Here is a 2,969-nt window from a genome sequence, read left to right on the forward strand (position 1 = left end):
CTTCTGCACATCCTTCCCCACCTGATGCCGACCGCGATCGTCTGGGGCACGCTCGGCATCGCCACCACGGTGCTGCTCGAGGCGACGCTGTCCTTCCTCGGCATTGGCGTGCAGCCGCCGCAGCCTTCCTGGGGCAACATCATCTTCGAGAGCCAGAGCTATTTCAGGATGCGCCCTGGCTGGTGTTCATCCCCGGCGCGATCATCCTCGCCACGGCGCTGTCCTTCAATCTGATCGGCGACGCCCTGCGCGACATCCTCGACCCGACCCAGCGCGGGAGGCTGTGACGATGGCCTCCTTCCTTGCCCGCCGTCTCGTCCAGGCCGTGCTGATCCTGCTCGGCGTCGCCGCCATCACCTTCCTTCTGCTCTATTTCCTGCCGGCGGACCCCGCCGTGCTGATCGCCGGGCGCTCCGCGACGCCGCAGATGGTGGCCGCCATCCGGCATGAGCTTGGCCTCGACCAGCCTCTGGTCATGCAGTTCCTGCATTATGTCGGCAACCTGCTGCATGGCGATCTCGGCCGCTCCTATACGCAGAAGACCGAGGTGCTGCCGCTGATCCTGGCGCGGCTGCCGGCGACGCTCATCCTCATGGCCGCCGGCATCGTCGTCGAGGTCGCGCTCGGCCTGACCTTCGGCATCATCGCGGCGGTCCGGCGCGGCGGCTTCGTCGACCGCTCGGTGATGATGCTGTCCTTCGTCGGCGTCTCGTCGCCGCAATTCGTCGTGGCGCTGCTGCTTCTCTATGTCTTTGCCGCCACGCTCGGCTGGTTCCCGATGTCCGGCTTCGGCACGGCGCGGCATGTCGTGCTGCCGGCGCTCACGCTCGGCGTGCTCGGCGCCGGCTGGTATGCGCGCATGGTGCGTTCCGCCATGATCGAGGTGCTGCGCCAGGATTATGTGCGCACCGCGCATGCCAAGGGGCTCAGCGGCCGTCGCGTCGTGCTCGGCCACGCGCTGCCCAACGCGCTGTTGCCGATCATCGCCATGGTCGGCATCGACATCGGCCAGTTCATGAGCGGCGTGGTCGTGGTCGAGGCCGTCTACGGCTGGCCCGGCATCGGCCAACTCGCCTGGCAGGCCATCCAGCAGGTCGACGTGCCGATCATCATGGGCGTCACGCTGGTCTCGGCCCTGGCCATCGTGCTCGGCAATTTGCTCGCCGACTTCGTCGCCCCATTCGTCGATCCCCGCATCCGCAGCCAATAACCAACAAGACCAACAGAGGAGTGAACTCAATGAACAAATTCGTCAGAAAGATGGGCCTGGCGGCCTTGCTCGCCACCTCGGCCCTGGTGCCCGTCGCCTTCGCCGACACGCCGACCAATGGCGGCGACATCATCGTCACCTACAAGGACGACATCGCCACGCTCGACCCGGCCATCGGCTATGACTGGCAGAACTGGTCGATGATCAACGCTCTGTTCTCGCGCCTGGTCGACTACAAGCCGGGCACGACGGAACTGGGGCCGTCGCTCGCCGACAGCTACGACGTCTCCGACGACGGCAAGGTCTATACGTTCAAGCTGCATCCCGGCGTCAAGTTCACCAACGGCCGCGCGGTGACGGCGGCGGACGTCAAATGGTCGATCGAGCGCGCCGTCAACCCGAAGACGCAAGGCCCGGGCGCCGGCTTCTTCCACTCGATCGTCGGCGCCGACAAGAGGACCGCCGGCACCGCCGAGACGATGGAGGGCATCACGGCGATAGACGATCATACGGTGAAGTTCACGCTGTCGCAGCCCGACGCCACCTTCCTCAACGTGCTGGCGCTCAACTTCGCTTCCGTCGTGCCGAAAGAGGCGGTGGAAGCCGCCGGCGGCGACTTCGGCAAGCATCCGGTCGGCTCCGGCGCCTTCACGCTGAAGGAATGGACGATCGGCCAGCGCCTCGTCTTCGAGAAGAACCCCGACTATTTCATCAAGGATCGGCCGCATGTCGACTCTTTCACGATCGAGATCGGCCAGGAACCGCTGGTGGCGCTTTTGCGCCTGCAGAAGGGCGAGGTCGACATTGCCGGCGACGGCATCTCGCCGGCGAAATATCTGGAGATGAAGAAGTCGCCCGAGTTCGAGGGCAGGATCGTCGACCGCCAGCAGTTGGAAACCAGCTACGTCACTTTGAACACGCAGGTAAAACCCTTCGATAACGCCAAGGTGCGGCAGGCCGTCAACATGGCCATCAACAAGGACCGCATCGTGCGCATCATCAATGGCCGCGCCACGCCGGCAAGCCAGGTGCTGCCGCCGCTGATGCCGGGCTACGACCAGAACTACAAGGGCTATGCCTACGATCCCGAAAAGGCCAAGGCGCTGCTTGCCGAGGCCGGGTTGAAGGACGGCTTCTCGACCCAGATCTACACCTCCAACACCGATCCGCAGCCACGCATCACGCAGGCGATCCAGCAGGATCTGGCGGCGATCGGCGTCAAGGCCGAGATCAAGGCGGTGGCCAATCCGAACGTGATTGCCGCCGGCGGCACGCAGGGCCAGGCGCCGATGGTCTGGTCCGGCGGGCTCGGCTGGATCGCCGACTTCCCGGATCCGTCCGACTTCTACGGGCCGATCCTCGGCTGCGGCAGCGCGGTTGCCGGCGGCTGGAACTGGTCGTGGTACTGCAACAAGGACATCGACGCCCGCGGCCAGGCGGCGGACGCCATGCCGGTGCCGGCCAAGGCCGAGGAGCGCAACAAGGCCTGGGCGCAGATCTTCACCGACATCCAGACCAATGACGCGCCCTGGATTCCGGTCTTCAACGAACGCCGCGTGGTGGCCAAGGCCAAGCGCATGGGCGGCCCGGACGAGATCTATATCGATCCGACCCGCGTCATTAATTACGAAGCGATCTATGTGAACAAATAGGCCGTCTCATTTGCCGGTGGCGGCGTCCAGCCCGCCGCCGGCAAATGAGACGGCCTATTTGTTCACATAGATCGCTTCGTAATTAATGACGCGGGTCGGATCGATAT

Annotated in this window: 2 protein-coding genes and 1 pseudogene; all 3 read left to right on the top strand. The window is 64.9% G+C overall.

Features of this window, described 5'->3' with window-relative positions; genetic code table 11:
* Positions 1–287 (top strand): annotated as a pseudogene (locus EOA27_RS29850) (ABC transporter permease subunit); the annotation flags it as partial.
* A gap of 2 nt (positions 288–289) precedes the next feature.
* Positions 290–1,210 carry an ABC transporter permease gene (locus EOA27_RS29855; protein WP_126080802.1) on the top strand — a complete coding sequence of 307 codons (921 nt, stop codon included), beginning with the start codon at positions 290–292 and terminating at the stop codon, positions 1,208–1,210.
* 29 nt (positions 1,211–1,239) lie between these two features.
* Positions 1,240–2,862: an ABC transporter substrate-binding protein gene (locus tag EOA27_RS29860; protein ID WP_127257919.1), complete on the top strand. Its 1,623-nt coding sequence runs from the start codon at positions 1,240–1,242 to the stop codon at positions 2,860–2,862.
* The last annotated feature ends 107 nt before the right edge of the window (positions 2,863–2,969 follow it).

Origin of the sequence: Mesorhizobium sp. M2A.F.Ca.ET.037.01.1.1 (genome assembly GCF_003998075.1) — a bacterium.
Lineage (GTDB): Bacteria > Pseudomonadota > Alphaproteobacteria > Rhizobiales > Rhizobiaceae > Mesorhizobium.